The sequence below is a fragment of the Yoonia sp. 67-2 genome, assembly GCF_035117555.1.
Taxonomy (GTDB): domain Bacteria; phylum Pseudomonadota; class Alphaproteobacteria; order Rhodobacterales; family Rhodobacteraceae; genus Yoonia.
Genome location: NZ_JAYKPK010000003.1, coordinates 371,642 through 386,478, shown reverse-complemented (window position 1 = coordinate 386,478; position 14,837 = coordinate 371,642). Strand labels below are relative to the sequence as shown.

Sequence of the window (14,837 nt, the reverse complement as noted above, 5' to 3'; positions counted from 1 at the left end):
GCTTACTCCAGATGCAGATAGACACGCCGGTTTTGCCGGCCTTTCTTTTCGATCTTGCCCAGCCGGACGCGACCGATCTCTGACGTATTCGCAACATGGGTGCCGCCACAGGGTTGCAGATCGGCGGTCTCCTCTCCCAGCCCGATCCGGACCAGCCTGATCTGCCCCGATCCACGCGGTGGCTGCACCGACATGGTCTTCACCAGATCAGGCTGCGCATCAAGTTCCGCATCCGTGATCCATTCGGTCGTCACATCCATATTGCACGCGATCAGGCGGTTCAGCGCATCCTGCAGGGCGTCTTTATCCTCGGGTGCGTCAGCCATGTCGAAATCGAGCCTGCCTTTGTCCGTGGCGATAGATCCGCCGGTCACCGGCAAGGGGATCACCACCGACAGCAGATGCAGCGCCGTATGCACCCGCATATGCCGGTGGCGGCGGTCCCAGTTCAGCTTTTGCCGGACCAGCTGCCCGATGCGCGGCAAGGGCAGCGGTTCGGCAGGCAGAAGAACAATGGTATCGCCCGGACCTTTGACACTTGTCGCAATCTCCAGACGGGTGCTGTTCCAGCTGATCACACCGCTGTCCCCCGGCTGCCCGCCCGATGTGGGGTAAAACAATGATGCATCAAGCACGATGCCGCCTTCATCCGTGATCTCCAGCACCCGCGCCTCGGCCTCGCGCAGATAGGCATCGTCACGAAACAGGGGTTTTGTCATCGGAAGATCCTTTCAGCACTTCAGGGTTACGCAGCCAGATGTCACGCTGGGCAAAGGGAATCTCGATCCCCGCAGCCGCGAATTCCTTGGCGATCTGGTGGTTCATTTCGGATTTGGTGGACAGCACATAATTGACGTCACGCAGGATGGCGCGGATTTCGAATTCCAGCGAATCCGCACCAAAAGCAATGAACAGCACCGCCGGCGGTGGCGTCATCACGACCATCGGATGCGCTTCGGCGATATCGCGCAGGATTGTTGTGACCTGTTCGGTATCCGTCCCATAGGCGACACCGACCGGCACAATGACCCGGCCAACCAGATTGCCCCGCGTCCAGTTGGTGACCTGCCCGCTGACCAGATCGGCATTGGGCACGATGACATCGGTCCGGTCAAAGGTTTCGATCCGGGTGGACCGAACCGATATCGCCCGGACATAGCCCATCTGACCACCCACTTCGATCCAGTCACCTTCGCTGATCGGGCGTTCGATCAGCAGGATGATGCCCGACACGAAATTCGACACGATATTCTGCAAGCCAAAACCGATGCCCACCGACAAGGCGCCAGCGACAATTGCAAGGCTCGAAAGGTCGATCCCGGCAGAAGTGATCGCGATCAGCGCTGCCAGCATGATGCCGATATAGCCAAAACCAGCCACAACAGCATTCTGCCCGCCAAGGTCCAGCCGCGTGCGCGGCAGCACCGTACGCCGCAACGTGCCTTGCACAAAACGGGTCAGGACAAAGCCCAGAGCGAAAACAATCGCGAATGTCAGAAAATCAGTCGGCGAAATACGTGTTTCGCCCAAGGCGAACCCTTCACGGAACCTGCTCCAGATTTCAAAGATATCGTCGGTGCGCGCACCCCAGATCAGCGCAAAGACCGGCAGGCTCAGCATATAGACAATAAAGCTGACCAGCACCGGCATCAGCGCCGACATCCCCTTGCCGTCGGCTTCCTGCGCGCGCGTCGTACTGACGTCCTGCACGATGCGTTGCAACACAAGAATTGCGCCGATCAGCGCCAGCGACAGGATCGACGATGTCAGCACAGCCCGCCCAGCCGCCGCATAGCCAAGCGCCGACATTACCGGGCCAAACACCGCGACAATCGTGCAGATCTGGCCGATCAGATTTCTGATCCGGCCAAGCGATTCACTCTGATCTTCGCGCGGTTCTGGTTTGGTCTGGATGAGCCGGCCCAACCGCCACAACAGCAGCCCCAAAAGGGCCAGTGCGGGCCATTCCACCGCCGCCGCCACGCCAAGGCCCATATCCATCGATCCAGCTGCGGCAGTGAACAAGGCCCCAAAGCCCATCACCCAGGCAATCGCCTGCGTATACCAGCGCGCATTGGTCCGGGTGTCTTCGCCATAGCCCAGATAACCGGGCAAAGTGCCGTCGATGAACACCTGCCGCCCCAACCACCAGCCCAGTACCACGGTCATACCAGCAGCCGGGATGGCCGCGACCACCGCCGTGCCGCGCAGACCGAAGATCGCCAGCGTATCCAACCCGGTCGACAAAGCCACAAGACCTGCGAAGGACACCAGAAGCTGTAACAGTGACAGTAAAAACAGCCAGACCGGCAGCAAAAACGTGGTTTTATCCGACAAACGTTGACGCAGCCGCACCAGCCAGTGCCGCGCATAGCCAACCAGCAGCACGGCTGCCACAAAGAACATCAACGCACGCGGCAGATTGCGGATCAACTGGCCACTGGCAGTCTGCACCTGCAACCCGGCAATCGTTTCTTCGACGATGCTGCGCACCACACCCCATGTTGTGCCCACAGCACTTGGCAGGACCGTCGGGTTTAACGGCGACGGTCCGCGTTCAAACAAGGCCGCAGTCTGTTGTTGAAGAACCTTATTGTCCAGTTCGCCGATCAACCCATTGGCGCGGGCAAAAGCCTCTTGCGCCAGCACACGCGGGGCCACCAGTTCACCGCGCTGGCTGTCCAACTCGGCCCGCCGCGCGGCGATAGCGATGGCTTCTTCCCCGCTTTCGGGCGCGGCACCAAGCGCTGCGATCTGCGCATCGACGGTGGCCAAACGGGCCGCATTCTGATTGGTCTGGGTCAGAAAATAATCTCGCCAGCCAACCAATTCAGCGCGCACGCGCGCGATGGCAAAGCCTGACGACACCTCGCGCTGCACCAGATCTTCGGCGCGTTGGGCCAGCACTTCCCAACCGTCGGGGTCCTGATAGGCGGAGTCGGACAGGACAGGTTGATCCTGCGCCACAGCCATCGCAGGCCAGAGCAGGCTGCAACAGATCAGCAGCCGGAACAGGACCGCGCGAAGTGTCATTCCGTGATCAACACCGACGGCACGCTGACAGTTTCTTCCAGCCATGCAGGCACCGGCAACCCTTTTTCCCGCATGAAAGCCGGGTTGTAGATTTTCGACTGATAGCGACTGCCGACGTCGCACAGGATGGTGACGATGGTATGCCCCGGCCCCAGATCCCGCGCCATCCGCGCAGCACCGGCCATATTGATCGCGGTGGACCCGCCCATGCACAAACCTTCATGCTGCATCAGGTCATAGATCAGCGGCAAAGCCTCAGCATCGCTGATCGAATAGGCGAAATCCGGCTTCAGCCCTTCCAGGTTGGCGGTGATCCGCCCCTGCCCGATGCCTTCGGAGACCGATCCACCTTCAGATTTCAACTCGCCGTACGCATAGAAATTGTAGAGCGCCGACCCTTCGGGATCAGCCAGGCCAATCTTGACGCCCTTGGGCTGCAAAACCTGCGCCACACCTGCCAAAGTGCCACCCGAGCCCACAGCGCAGATAAAGCCATCGACCTTACCATCGGTCTGGTCCCAGATTTCGGGGGCCGTTGTCTCGACATGCGCCTGCCGGTTCGCCACATTGTCAAACTGATTGGCCCAGATCACGCCATTCGGTTCCGTCTTGCGCAATTCATCGGCCAACCGTTCGGAATAGCGCACGTAATTATTGGGGTTGCGGTAAGGGGCGGCAGGCACTTCGACCAGTTTCGCACCGGCAAGGCGCAGCATATCCTTCTTTTCCTGACTTTGCGTCTCAGGAATGACAATCACCGTCTTGAACCCCATCGAGGCCCCCAAAAGCGCCAGCCCGATGCCGGTATTGCCTGCGGTGCCTTCGACAATTGTGCCACCGGGGCGCAGATCGCCGCGCGCGATGGCATCCTTGATCATGAAAAGCGCCGCCCGGTCCTTGACCGATTGCCCAGGGTTCAGAAACTCGGCCTTGCCCAGAATGGTGCAGCCTGTCGCCTCTGATATCGCACGCAGCTTGATCAGGGGGGTGTTGCCAATCGTTTCGGCGAAATCATTGCGGATAGTCATCTGAGGGGCCTTTCATTGCGCCCCTTCTGTGTAGAACCGCCCCTGCCCGACATCAACCCATCCCGCGCAGCCGGTCACGATGCCGTGCCAGCCAGTAAAGCAATGTGAGCAAGGGGCCGGCCGCGATCTCGCCAGAATCCGCCAGCGCCATGGCCGCGTCAAATGACAGCGGATGCAGCCGCAGATCCTCACCTTCGGCATCCAGCCCGCCAGCATAGGGCGCATCCGAAACCAGATCGCAAAGCGCGATGAAGGTGTAAAAATACTCCGTCGTGGAGCCCGGCGATGGATAATAGGACCCTGCGGGGATCAACTGACGCGGGATCAGACCGGCCTCTTCGCCTGTTTCGCGCATGGCTGCTTGCTCCGGCGTTTCGCGCGCATCCACGATCCCGGCGACAGGTTCCAGCATCCACGGATTGGAATCATGACGCAGGATCGGGCCAACGCGAAGCTGTTCCAGCAGCAACACCTTGTCGCGGATTGGATCATAGGGCAGCACGATGGCGGCATCGAAACCGATGAAGCCTTCGCGCTGCATCACTGGAGAGCGGGTGCCGTCAAAACGGATATGGCTGATATCAAAGCCCTGAAACCGGAAGAATTCACCCATTGGCGGGGCATTGGGCTGGACCGTGATGTCACCCACCACAGCCTCGCGCCGCAACGTGGCGGGCGCCGCAACAACCCGGTCGCGCGCCCAGGCACGCGCCATGATCTGCGGCCATTGCTGGCGCAGCAATGCAGGCGCAGGCATCGGGTCAAGCGAAAACAGCTCTTCCACGGCAAGCACTGCGGGACGCAAATGCACAGCCTCCCATGCTGGCAAAGACCAGTCGCCAATACCGGGATCAGCAGGTGCGCGTGACAGATAAATCTGCACGTCACGGAATTCCCCGGCGACCACCGCCTGTGCTGGCACCGGCACAGCGCCGAACACGGAATGATAAAGGTTCAGCCGGTCAATCGCGGCGACCGGCAGATCACACCAGATCAGTCCCGGCGCGTGGCCCCCCGAATTGGTAGCGATGAACGGCGCGCCATCCTCCGCTTTCTGATGTACAGCGTGATCGGGCAGCACCGCTGGCAAAGGATCTGTCACCTCCTGCCCTATCACCGCCGCCATCAGCACAGGCGACATCAGCGGGTCGCAGACAAATACATCCATAATCTAGGGGTATCTCCGCCCGACATATTCGGCAGTCAGGGCGAAGATCAGCGCACCGATCACCAAAGTCCCGAGCAAAGTCGCATCGGTGAAACGTGCTGCCTCGCGCAAGGTCAGATCGAACGTGTCCAGAACAGCCTCCATCACGCCCCCATATTGCCGCCGCATCGCTTTGCCGACCATGATTGAAAAGGCATGAACATAAAGAATCATCACCCCAAGAAGAAAAGCCGCTGTCAGACCATGGCCGATGGCGGCCAGATAACCATGCGTCACGCGGCTGCCAATATAGACCCAGCCGACATAAAGCCCGACAATGATCGCCGCTGGGACGAATGCAGGCGGTGCCACGCTATCGACAAGAAATGGGGTCGCGATCACCGCAAGACACCATCCCAAAAGCCCGAAACACAAAGCACCGATCAGCCTTGCAGCCGTCGGCATCGCCAGTTGCCTGCGCGTCGCCATACCATAGCACCTTTTCACAACATGGCCCGCGGGTCAGGACGCGCGGGTTACCGTAATCTGAGTCACATCGCAGTTTCCGCTATGAAATGTCCCCGCGCAAGAGGTCAGATAAAAGTTCCACATCCGCCGGAACCGGTCGTCAAAGCCAAGGGCGGCCACCTGATCCCATTTCGCGTTGAACGTATCATGCCAGCGGCGCAGGGTCTGGCTGTAGCTTTCGCCGAATTCGATTGATCCGGCGACCTGCAAGCCCGCCTTTTCAATCTGTTCGCGCAGCACCACAGGGCTGGGCAGCATGCCGCCCGGAAAGATATATTTCTGAATGAAGTCAACGCCGCGTTTGTAAACATGCCAGCGACGATGTTCCACCGTGATGATCTGCAAGGTCGCATTTTTGCCGGGCTTGAGACGTTCGCGGAGCGTCTCAAAATACACCGGCCAGTATTTTTCGCCCACAGCCTCGAACATTTCGATACTGGCGATGCCGTCATAGATGCCTTTTTCGTCGCGGTAATCCTGCATCTTGATCGTGACCCTATCGGACAGGCCCGCGTCCGCCATCCGCTTGACCGCATAATCATGCTGTTCTCTGCTGATCGTCAGCCCGGTGACCCGCAGCCCGCGTTCCTTTGCGGCATATTCGGCGAAACCGCCCCAGCCGCAGCCGATTTCCAGCACGTGATCGCCGGGCACGACACCCATCTGATCGACCATGCTTTTGTATTTCTCGATCTGGCCGGCTTCCATGCTTTCCTGACCGGTCACAAACTTGGCCGAGGAATAAGTCATCGTGTCGTCCAGCCACAGCCGGTAGAAATCATTGCCAAGATCGTAATGATAGCTGATGTTCTTGCGCGCTTGCTTTTTGGAATTGTTCTGCAGCCAGAACCGCATCCGCTCATAGAACCGCACCAAAGACTGGCCCGGAAAGCCGTCATAGATATGTTCCATGTCGTCATGCATCAGGTCCATGAAGGCCATCAGGTCAGGCGTGGACCACCAGCCATCCATGTAAGCCTCGCAAAAACCCAGATCGCCCTCGCGCACGGTGCGGGCAAAAATATCGGCGTTATGCACATGTACTTCGGCGACATAGCCGGGCTCTGCCCCTTCGGCACGGAAATGGCGGCCATCGGGCAGGATGATGTCGATCCGTCCGCGTTTCATGGTTTTGACGGCGTCAAACACATGGGTAAAGTAACGCGGCAGATTGGTCTGCCCCTCGGTGGTCGTCAGGATCATTGATGGCCCGTTTCTGATTGCTGTCTTTGAGACTTAATTAACTTGTCTATCAGCGAAGTCACGGCAAACAGAGACAAAAAGTTTCTGACCCATGCGCGCCCCGCCGCTTTAAAACCCACGGTTGCTGTAAGCGTCGAGCGCGCGGGTCCGCCCTTGGTCTGGCGCGACGACCGGATCAGGATAAGCTGCATCCGGCGACAGACCCCATGATCGTGGGATCATGTCGAAATAGGCCAGCGCTGTCTGGGATGGCTTGGCGTCATCTTCTGCCAGCCAGCGTTTGACATAAACGCGGTCCTTGTCGAATTTATCCAACTGCGTGACCGGGTTGAACACCCGGAAATAAGGCGTGGCATCCGGCCCCGACCCTGCCGACCATTGCCAGCCCATTGCATTGCTTGCGGGGTCCCAGTCGATCAGGCAATCGGCGAACCAATCGAGGCCCACTTTCCAATGCGTCATCAGATGTTTGGTCAGGTAAGAAGCGACAATCATCCGCCCCCGGTTATGCATCGTGCCTGTCACATACATCTCGCGCATCGCCGCATCGACGAAGCGGATGCCGGTGCGGCCTTGTTGCCAGGCCTGAACTTCGGGCGTCACTTCGGTGTTCCAGGGAAAGGCGTCCCAGTCTTCTTTCCAGTTATCCGTCAATATCTGCGGCGTGTGATGCGCGAGATGATAGGCAAATTCGCGCCAGACGAGTTCTTTCAGGAATACTTCGGCATCGCCCTTGCCCTGCTCCAGCGCGTGTTTGCCCGCGTGCCAGCAAATGCGCGGGCTGATTTCGCCAAAGGTAAGGTTTTCCGACAGACCCGAGGTCCCCCTGACCCCCGGCAGATCGCGATTGGTGACGTAATCGCTGACCTTATGGGCAATGAATTGACCCAGACGGCTGTTGGCGGCATCCTCGCCAACGGTGCAATGGGTGGCAAGGATATCCGCACCACGGTTCATCGCGCGCTTCAGGCCCCAATCCGCCAGATCATCGCTGGCGGGCCATCTGTCAGGTGCCGGAACTTTCCCCGGACGCGGCAAGGCATCCGGCACATCATTGCCGCGCACTGCTTTCCACATCGGGGTGTAGACCTTGTAGAAACCACCCGTCTTGGTCTCGACCGTCCAAGGCTCGAACAGCAGATGCCCGGCGAAACTCTTGGCCTCAAGGCCGTCGTCTTTCAACGCCGCCTTGACCTTGGTATCCCGCTCCTTCGCGGGTGTGTCGTAAAGCCGGGACCAATAGACCGCCCCTGCCCCGGTATCCTTGATCAGATCGCGCAACACCTCCAGCGCAGGCCCTTTGCGCAGGATCAGCTGGCTGCCTTTCTCCGCCAGCGCCTTGCTGAACACGTCCAGCGCCATCTCCAGCCGCAGTTTCTGCGCCGCACCCAGCGATGCGACCTGATCGTCATGGATATAGACCGGGATCACCGGCCGCCCGGCATCGCAGGCGGCAGTCAGGGCGGGATGATCGGACAGCCGCAGGTCGCGGCGGAACCAGACGATAACAGGGGTTTTGCTCATAACACCTGATCTAGCGCCGCCAGCAGCTGGTCAACCTCTGCCTTGCTGGTGTAATGGGTGAAACTGACCCGCAGCACGCCTTTGCCCAGATCGACACCCATCGCGGACAACGGACGCTGCGCGTAAAAATCACCCCCCTCGGCCATGATCCCCATCGGTGCCAAACGCGCCGCGACATCCACCGCATTGCCCTGCAAGGCCATCGCCACAGTCGGCGCGCGCATCTGCGCATCCGCAGGGCCAATCAGGCGCACAGAATTCTTGGCGCTGACGTAGTCCAGCAGCGGCGTCAGCAAGGCGATTTCGTGATCGCGCATCAGATCATGTGACATCCGCGCGGCAGCCACCCCGGTGCCGCCGCCATGATGCTGGGACATTGCGTCGAAATAATCCGCTATCCCGGCGCTCGCCGCGACCTGCGCGTGGTCGGGACCTGCGGGGGTGAAGCGTTTATAGAGGCTGTCGCCGTTGAAATGATGCCCCTGATTGGGCAGTTCAAATCCGAAATCCTCGCGGATCACCATGATGCCCTGATGCGGACCAAAGGTTTTATAGGCGCTGAACAGATAGACATCGCAACCAAGCGCGCCCACATCCGCCAGCCCATGCGGCGCATAGCTGACGCCATCAACACAGACGCGCGCACCCGCCGCCTGCGCGATCCGGGTAATCGCGGCCACATCATTTACGGCCCCTATGACATTGGAACAATGTGGGAAACACAGCAAAGCTGTATCGTCACCTAAAAGTTCTGCCAGATCATCAAGCTCCAGCAATCCCGTTTCTGGATCAAGCTGCCATTCGACAATCCTGATCCCTTCCTCCGCCAGCCTGCGCCAAGGCCCAGAATTCGCCTCGTGATCCTGATTGGTGACGATGATCTTCTGCCCCGGCTTGATCCAGCGCCGCACGGCCTGCGCGAGCACATAAGTATTCTGCGTCGTGGACGGGCCGAAGGACAGTTCATGCGTCGCAACGCCCATCATCGCGGCGAGCCTTGATCGCGCCTCGTCCATCTCCTCGCCCCCCAGCCGGGACGCTTCGTAGGCGGAATAGGGCTGCACTTTGCGCTGGGTATAGAACCGATGCAGCCGGTCGATCACTTGACGACAGGTATAAGACCCGCCCGCATTGCCAAAAAACGCCTGCCCCTGCAGGCTTGGTTCATCAAACGCGGGGAATTGCGCGCGTACCCAATCCAGATCAAGCATTGACGTCCACCACCACACGGCCTTTTACCTGCCCAGCCAGAATATCCGCACCAAGCTGCGGCAGATCGGACAGCACCGCAGGCTGGATCATCGCCTCCAGCCTGTCCATAGGCAGATCCTTGGCGATCCGCGCCCAGGCCCGGACGCGATTGTCATAGGGCTGCATCACGGAATCGATGCCCAGCAAGTTCGCCCCGCGCAAAAGGAACGGGATCACCGTGGCAGGCAGGTTCGCACCCCCGGCAAGGCCGACAGCCGCGACAGAGGCGCCATATTGCATCTGCCCCAGCACACGCGCCAGCATCGCGCCACCCACGGCATCGATACAGCCGCCCCATGTCTCAGCCTCCAACGGGCGTTTGACGGTTTCGGCCAGTTCTTCACGCGCCACGATCTGGGTCGCGCCGAGCGAGGTCAGGTAATCCGCCGTCTCTGGCCGCCCGGTCACCGCCGCGACCTGATAGCCCAGTTTCGCCAGAATAGCTGTCGCCACCGACCCCACACCACCGGCAGCCCCCGTCACCAGCACCGGGCCGGAGGTGATCCCCTGATCCTCCAGCGCCATGACCGCCAGCATCGCGGTGAAACCGGCGGTGCCCACAGCCATCGCCTGCCGCGTGGTCAGCCCATCCGGCAAAGGCACCAGCCAATCCGCCTTGATGCGGGCTTTCTGCGCATAGCCGCCCCAATGCGCCTCACCCACGCGCCATCCGGTCAGGACGACCTTATCGCCGGGGGCATAGCGGGGATCATCCGATGCCTCGACCGTGCCCGCGAAATCAATACCCGGTATATGGGGATAGTTACGCACCAACCCGCCACCCGACCCGATGCACAGCCCGTCTTTATAATTCACTGTCGAATAATCGACCGCCACGGTCACATCACCCGCAGGCAATTGATCCAGCGTCAGGTCCTGCACGGCGGCATGGGTTTTACCATCCGCATCCTTGTCCACGATCAGGGCTTTGAACATTGTTTCCTCCTTTAAATGTATCAGAACGCATCAGGCATGAACGGGATATCCGTATCCTGCGGCTTTAACCCGATCTGGGTCAGCAAAGCATGGACCTGCCCGCGATGATGGGTCTGATGGTTGAATAGCTGCATGACGCATATCGCCTTTGGCTTGGACATCTGCCGCTGCATCACGGCGGAATGCCATGTCAGGTCACCGAGCAGATCAATCGCCTTGACCTGTTTCGCCCAAAGGCTGATCCGGCCATCCATGCGGAACCGATCCGCGGACCAGACGGCAGCCGTGGGGGTCATGAAAGGGCCGTCCTTCATCGCGACATCGGTGCCGGGGCCACCATCCAGCCTGCTGATCCAGATCGTATCGGCCCAGAGCAGATGGTTCAGCGTCCCAAGAATTGAACCAAAGAAGGCCCCCCGATCCTTGGTCAGTTCCGCCGTCGGGATATCCTTGAGCAAATCGCGCAGCCCGGCATTCTGCCAGGCGTTATAGCGGGCCATCATCTGGCAATATCCGGGGTTGATCATCGCCGCGATCCTGTCGTGAAGTCACTGTTTCTTGTGGGGAAACCTGTCAGACATTCCCCGCCCCGGCAATGCTGAATTGCGATCATGTTTGGTCTGTTCGACGTGCAAAACCCGGCTCCGATGCCCAGAAAGGCAGCGCCCGGCAAAACAGGGATAGCGCGGCGCGATCCCCCTTGCCGCGCTGGATTTGCGCACTTAGGTTTATCCACAGAAAACAACTGGGAGAATAATATGAAACTGACAGGATTGATGGGTGCGGCGTCTTTGGTCGCAATGGCCAGCGCGGTCGCGGCACAGGACAGCGAATTGCTGGTGTTCGATTATTCCGGGTTTGAGATGCCCGAATATCATCAGGATTACATCGACACGCATGGCGCCAGCCCGACCTTTACCTTCTTTGGTGACGAGGATGAGGCGTTTCAGAAAATCCGCTCGGGCTTTCAGGCCGATGTGTCGCATCTTTGCGCACCTTCCGTGACCCGCTGGACCGAAAGCGGCATTCTGGAACCATGGGATACCACAAAGATCACCGCTTATAACGATCTGAATGCCAGCCTCGTGGGCGAGGAAATCGGCGCGGGCGAGACCTATTTCATCCCGACCGATTTCGGGTCCACGGCGATTGCCTATAACCCCGATGAAGTCCCGGCAGAGGATGTGGCGAGCCTGCAGGTCTTTACCAACCCCGCCTATGCCGGGCGGATGACCCTGCCCGACAACGTCGATGACGCCTATGCTTTGGCCTATCTCGCCACCGGCGTGACCAATTGGCAAGACGTCACAGATGAGGAATTCGAGGCTGCCTCCAACTGGCTGCGCGAAGTGCATCCGAACCTGCGCACCTATTGGACCGATCCTGCGGAACTCGCGCAGCTTTTGTCCTCGGGTGAAATTCTGGTCAGCTGGGCCTGGAACGAAACCTATCCCGCCATGGTCGATGAAGGCCGGCCCATCGCGTTCCAGCGTGAGGCAGAAGAAGGGTCCTCGCTCTGGCTGTGCGGTTACGTGAAACTGGCCAGCGGCGAAGGCAATGATGACAAGGCTTACGATTACCTCAACGCCTTCCTGTCCGAAACCTCGGTCGTGCCCTTGCTGGAAGCGGGCTACGGTTCCGCCAATGCCGCAGCTCTGGAAGCGCAAGTGACCGAAGAAGACCTCGTTGCCTCCGGTCTGGAAGCCATCGACGTGCCGATCCTTGCGCAATTGCCGATGAGCAATGAAGACAAGGAACGGATGTCCGAAACATTCGAGATGATCAAAGCCGGGTTCTGATCAGACTGACAAGGTTGCAAAGGGCGGTGCCAATGGCGCCGCCCTTTGCTGTGGACGAATCGCCCGAAAAAGCCTTTGGATGATGAAGAACCGCGTTTTCTTGTGAGACAGGGCCTATGTGTGCTTTGCGGGACGAAGCGGTCATTGGCACCAGACTTAATTTCAGGCAGTTTACCCTTGAATGAGGCAAGATGGCGTGGGCGATTTGGACAAGATCATTATTACGGGCGCAAATGGGGTTGGAAAGAGCTACTTCGCCGCAAAGCTTGCTTTGGTGCGTCCAGATGTTCCGGTGGTCTCATTTGATGCCATTAAGCTGACAACTAATTGGGAACAACGGCCGCGTACAGAAATTGATGCTGCGCTTTCGATCGAAATCGCAAAACCCGCATGGATACTTGAAGGCGGTCCAAGCCTCTTGTTCCAAGCCGTCGAACAGGCGGATGCTTTAATCTGGCTAGACCCGCCAGAACATATCAGGGCATGTCAACTTCTGTCGCGACCATGGAAGTTTTTTGGCCAAACACGTCCCGAACTTCCCACCGGAAATGTCGACTGGCCAGTTCAACAATACCGTTTTGCGCTTCGTAGCCTTAAAAATAAATCACGATTTCGCAGTTACATCACCGAAGTCTTCGAAAGTACAGATGATGTCCAGAAATGGCGATGTCGTAGCCAGCAAGATCGAGATGCCGTTATCACTCAATGGGCAAGCACCGGTTTATAGGCAGTATTGGCTCCAAGCGGCCATCCCACCCCACACCGTGACAAAAAACCGGCTGGACCTTTGCGCCGATACAGGTAGATGAGGGGATATGTTTTCGCGGATCACCTCCCTCGCCCCGATGATCGCACGCGGCTTTGTCGCGGCCTTGCTCGCGCTGGCGCTGACGGCGGTCAGTTTCGGGCATAATCCGCCGCAGGATGATGCCCGCGCGCAGGCCTATCTGCTCTCGGGCGGCGATTGGGCGGCGATCTGTGCGGATACCGGGCGGCCGTTGCACGGCGTCGATATCTGCATGGCCTGTCTGATCGCGGCCGGGGCCGACCTGCCCTGCCCGGCAAGTGACGCCGCAACGCTGATCAGCGTCACCCTTGCCGATTGGTCCATGTCTGCGCATGCGTTCACCCGTGCGCAGGCCATACCTCCCCATCCGGCGCGCGCACCGCCTGCGCGGGATCGTTCATACCACGTCTGAACTTTTCCCCGTCACGCGGGTCCTGACCCGCGCATCCAGAAAGACCCTTCTATGACATTCCCAAAACTGGCCGCTCTGGCCATGATTATCGCTTGTGGCGCCACTGCGGCCCTTGCTGACAGCGCCTTGACCATCACCGAAACCCGCGCTTTTGAAACCGCGCCCGGTGCCATGTCCGGCGGCGGTTACCTGACCATCACGAATACCGGCACCGAAGATGACAAGCTGGTCGCCGTCACCGCCGACTTCCCCCGCGTGCAATTGCACACGACCGAATTTGAAAATGACGTCGCCCGGATGGTGCATCTGGATGCGATTCCAGTGCCCGCCGGTGACACCGTCACGCTGGCACCCGGCGGCATGCATGTCATGTTCATGGGCCTGCAAGGCAAGCCGCTGACCGCAGGCGATGAGATCAGCGCGACACTGGTCTTTGAACAAGCGGGCGAAGTGCCGGTCACTTTCGATGTGGTCGCCCGCGACATGCCCGCGCCGACTGGCCACGAAAACCATTGATCCTGTCACGGCCTCACCCCGACGATCCGGGTGAGGCTCCGACCCGAAAGGAAACATTATGAAAGCTGTGATTTTTGGCAGCGCCACGCTGGCCGCCGCCGCCGCCATCGGTGTCTACACCTGGCAAACCACGCAGACCCCCGACCCTTGTGGCAATACAAGCGTCGCCGGGGCATCGATTGGAGGCCCGTTCGAACTGGTCTCTGAAACCGGCGAGACAGTCACTGACACCGACGTCATCACCAAACCGACGCTGGTCTATTTCGGCTACACCTTCTGCCCCGATGTCTGCCCCATCGATTCGATGCGCAATGCGATTGCCGCAGAGATTCTGGCCGATGAAGGGGTCGATATCGGCACCATCTTCATCTCGGTCGATCCGCAGCGCGACACGGTCGATGTGGTGCGCGACTACACCGATAATTTCCACCCAGAGATGATCGGCCTGACCGGCAGCCCTGAACAGATTCGCGCGGCCAGCCAAGCCTATAAGACCTATTACCGCGCGGTCGAAGGTGACCCGGACTATTATCTCGTCGATCATTCGACCCAGACCTATCTGATGTTCCCCGAGACCGGCTTTGCCACCTTCTTCCGGCGCGACACGCCTTCGGAACAGGTGGCGGAAATCACCGCCTGTTTCGTGGATCAACTGGCCTGATTTTCAATACAA

Annotated in this window: 15 protein-coding genes; 5 read left to right on the top strand and 10 right to left on the bottom strand. The window is 59.4% G+C overall.

Annotated features, from left to right (window positions below; all coding sequences use genetic code 11):
- Positions 1-2: 2 nt before the first annotated feature.
- The 10 genes from VOY09_RS07335 to VOY09_RS07290 all read right to left on the bottom strand — a co-directional run bounded on the left by VOY09_RS07335 (position 3) and on the right by VOY09_RS07290 (position 11,177).
- On the bottom strand, positions 3-719 hold the full coding sequence (locus VOY09_RS07335; RefSeq protein WP_322893751.1) for an alanyl-tRNA editing protein: 717 nt from the start codon (positions 717-719) through the stop codon (positions 3-5).
- Positions 697-3,033, bottom strand: a complete 2,337-nt coding sequence (locus tag VOY09_RS07330; RefSeq protein WP_322893750.1) for a DUF3772 domain-containing protein — start codon at positions 3,031-3,033, stop codon at positions 697-699. The genes VOY09_RS07335 and VOY09_RS07330 overlap by 23 nt, the downstream gene beginning before the upstream one ends.
- The gene (locus VOY09_RS07325) at positions 3,030-4,061 is read right to left on the bottom strand and encodes a cysteine synthase A (protein ID WP_322893748.1); all 1,032 of its coding nucleotides are present in this window, start codon (positions 4,059-4,061) and stop codon (positions 3,030-3,032) included. Before VOY09_RS07325 ends, VOY09_RS07330 begins: the two co-directional genes overlap by 4 nt.
- A 52-nt stretch (positions 4,062-4,113) precedes the next feature.
- Positions 4,114-5,229 carry an NUDIX domain-containing protein gene (locus VOY09_RS07320; protein ID WP_322893747.1) on the bottom strand — a complete coding sequence of 372 codons (1,116 nt, stop codon included), beginning with the start codon at positions 5,227-5,229 and terminating at the stop codon, positions 4,114-4,116.
- 3 nt (positions 5,230-5,232) lie between these two features.
- Positions 5,233-5,697, bottom strand: coding sequence for a TrgA family protein (locus tag VOY09_RS07315; protein WP_322893746.1), 465 nt, complete (start codon positions 5,695-5,697; stop codon positions 5,233-5,235).
- A 33-nt stretch (positions 5,698-5,730) separates the two neighbouring features.
- The gene (locus VOY09_RS07310) at positions 5,731-6,939 is read right to left on the bottom strand and encodes a cyclopropane-fatty-acyl-phospholipid synthase family protein (RefSeq protein ID WP_322893745.1); all 1,209 of its coding nucleotides are present in this window, start codon (positions 6,937-6,939) and stop codon (positions 5,731-5,733) included.
- 108 nt (positions 6,940-7,047) lie between these two features.
- Positions 7,048-8,463, bottom strand: a complete 1,416-nt coding sequence (locus VOY09_RS07305; protein WP_322893744.1) for a deoxyribodipyrimidine photo-lyase — start codon at positions 8,461-8,463, stop codon at positions 7,048-7,050.
- Positions 8,460-9,674: an aminotransferase class V-fold PLP-dependent enzyme gene (locus tag VOY09_RS07300; RefSeq protein WP_322893743.1), complete on the bottom strand. Its 1,215-nt coding sequence runs from the start codon at positions 9,672-9,674 to the stop codon at positions 8,460-8,462. Before VOY09_RS07300 ends, VOY09_RS07305 begins: the two co-directional genes overlap by 4 nt.
- On the bottom strand, positions 9,667-10,650 hold the full coding sequence (acuI, locus tag VOY09_RS07295; protein ID WP_322893742.1) for an acryloyl-CoA reductase: 984 nt from the start codon (positions 10,648-10,650) through the stop codon (positions 9,667-9,669). Before acuI ends, VOY09_RS07300 begins: the two co-directional genes overlap by 8 nt.
- Positions 10,651-10,670: 20 nt before the next feature.
- Complete coding sequence (locus VOY09_RS07290; protein ID WP_322893741.1) at positions 10,671-11,177, bottom strand: DinB family protein; 507 nt, start codon at positions 11,175-11,177, stop codon at positions 10,671-10,673.
- A 231-nt stretch (positions 11,178-11,408) separates the two neighbouring features.
- Between VOY09_RS07290 and VOY09_RS07285 the strand changes: the two genes are divergently transcribed.
- From VOY09_RS07285 to VOY09_RS07265, 5 genes are all read left to right on the top strand, one after another.
- Entirely contained in the window at positions 11,409-12,449 is a 1,041-nt protein-coding gene (locus VOY09_RS07285; RefSeq protein WP_322893740.1) for an ABC transporter substrate-binding protein, read from the top strand.
- Between the two features lie 196 nt (positions 12,450-12,645).
- Positions 12,646-13,176: a DNA topology modulation protein FlaR gene (locus tag VOY09_RS07280; protein ID WP_322893739.1), complete on the top strand. Its 531-nt coding sequence runs from the start codon at positions 12,646-12,648 to the stop codon at positions 13,174-13,176.
- Between the two features lie 88 nt (positions 13,177-13,264).
- Positions 13,265-13,648: a hypothetical protein gene (locus VOY09_RS07275; protein ID WP_322893738.1), complete on the top strand. Its 384-nt coding sequence runs from the start codon at positions 13,265-13,267 to the stop codon at positions 13,646-13,648.
- Positions 13,649-13,699: 51 nt separating this feature from the next.
- Positions 13,700-14,164 (top strand): copper chaperone PCu(A)C, encoded by a 465-nt coding sequence (locus VOY09_RS07270; RefSeq protein ID WP_322893737.1) that lies wholly within the window; start codon positions 13,700-13,702, stop codon positions 14,162-14,164.
- Between the two features lie 58 nt (positions 14,165-14,222).
- On the top strand, positions 14,223-14,825 hold the full coding sequence (locus VOY09_RS07265) for an SCO family protein (protein ID WP_322893736.1): 603 nt from the start codon (positions 14,223-14,225) through the stop codon (positions 14,823-14,825).
- The last annotated feature ends 12 nt before the right edge of the window (positions 14,826-14,837 follow it).

What these genes read in the sequence shown, in the direction of transcription:
- VOY09_RS07315 (WP_322893746.1), bottom strand. Translation starts at nt 5,697, where the DNA reads ATGGCGACGCGCAGGCAACTGGCGATGCCGACGGCTGCAAGGCTGATC.
- VOY09_RS07275 (WP_322893738.1), top strand. Translation starts at nt 13,265, where the DNA reads ATGTTTTCGCGGATCACCTCCCTCGCCCCGATGATCGCACGCGGCTTT.
- VOY09_RS07300 (WP_322893743.1), bottom strand. Translation starts at nt 9,674, where the DNA reads ATGCTTGATCTGGATTGGGTACGCGCGCAATTCCCCGCGTTTGATGAA.
- VOY09_RS07330 (WP_322893750.1), bottom strand. Translation starts at nt 3,033, where the DNA reads ATGACACTTCGCGCGGTCCTGTTCCGGCTGCTGATCTGTTGCAGCCTG.
- VOY09_RS07265 (WP_322893736.1), top strand. Translation starts at nt 14,223, where the DNA reads ATGAAAGCTGTGATTTTTGGCAGCGCCACGCTGGCCGCCGCCGCCGCC.
- VOY09_RS07335 (WP_322893751.1), bottom strand. Translation starts at nt 719, where the DNA reads ATGACAAAACCCCTGTTTCGTGACGATGCCTATCTGCGCGAGGCCGAG.
- VOY09_RS07310 (WP_322893745.1), bottom strand. Translation starts at nt 6,939, where the DNA reads ATGATCCTGACGACCACCGAGGGGCAGACCAATCTGCCGCGTTACTTT.
- VOY09_RS07290 (WP_322893741.1), bottom strand. Translation starts at nt 11,177, where the DNA reads ATGATCAACCCCGGATATTGCCAGATGATGGCCCGCTATAACGCCTGG.
- acuI (WP_322893742.1), bottom strand. Translation starts at nt 10,650, where the DNA reads ATGTTCAAAGCCCTGATCGTGGACAAGGATGCGGATGGTAAAACCCAT.
- VOY09_RS07320 (WP_322893747.1), bottom strand. Translation starts at nt 5,229, where the DNA reads ATGGATGTATTTGTCTGCGACCCGCTGATGTCGCCTGTGCTGATGGCG.
- VOY09_RS07285 (WP_322893740.1), top strand. Translation starts at nt 11,409, where the DNA reads ATGAAACTGACAGGATTGATGGGTGCGGCGTCTTTGGTCGCAATGGCC.
- VOY09_RS07270 (WP_322893737.1), top strand. Translation starts at nt 13,700, where the DNA reads ATGACATTCCCAAAACTGGCCGCTCTGGCCATGATTATCGCTTGTGGC.
- VOY09_RS07325 (WP_322893748.1), bottom strand. Translation starts at nt 4,061, where the DNA reads ATGACTATCCGCAATGATTTCGCCGAAACGATTGGCAACACCCCCCTG.
- VOY09_RS07305 (WP_322893744.1), bottom strand. Translation starts at nt 8,463, where the DNA reads ATGAGCAAAACCCCTGTTATCGTCTGGTTCCGCCGCGACCTGCGGCTG.